This is a genomic window from Cobetia sp. 3AK (genome assembly GCF_029846335.1).
Classification (GTDB): domain Bacteria; phylum Pseudomonadota; class Gammaproteobacteria; order Pseudomonadales; family Halomonadaceae; genus Cobetia; species Cobetia marina.
Map to the genome: position 1 here is coordinate 1 of NZ_JARWKR010000056.1, position 209 is coordinate 209.

The following is a 209-nucleotide window of genomic DNA, read 5'->3' on the forward strand; positions in this document are numbered from 1 at the left end:
TGTCCTCATGATCAGCGGCCAGGCACGCGCCCAGGGCGATCCCGATCGAGCAGCCGATGCGGACCTCGAAATCCGAAAGAGTGAACGGGATCGCCAGGGCGCCACGAATCCGCTCCGCCACCTCGGTGGCGTCATCGCTACGATTGACGCCTGAGAGCAGGATCGCGAACTCGTCCCCACCGGTCCGCGCCAGCACGTCCGGCTGGCGC

The 209-nt window shown here is 67.5% G+C and carries 1 protein-coding gene; it reads right to left on the reverse strand.

The features are described from left to right. Positions 1–209 (reverse strand): diguanylate cyclase (locus QD228_RS17130; protein WP_279876150.1); only part of this gene is annotated, 209 nt, incomplete at both ends.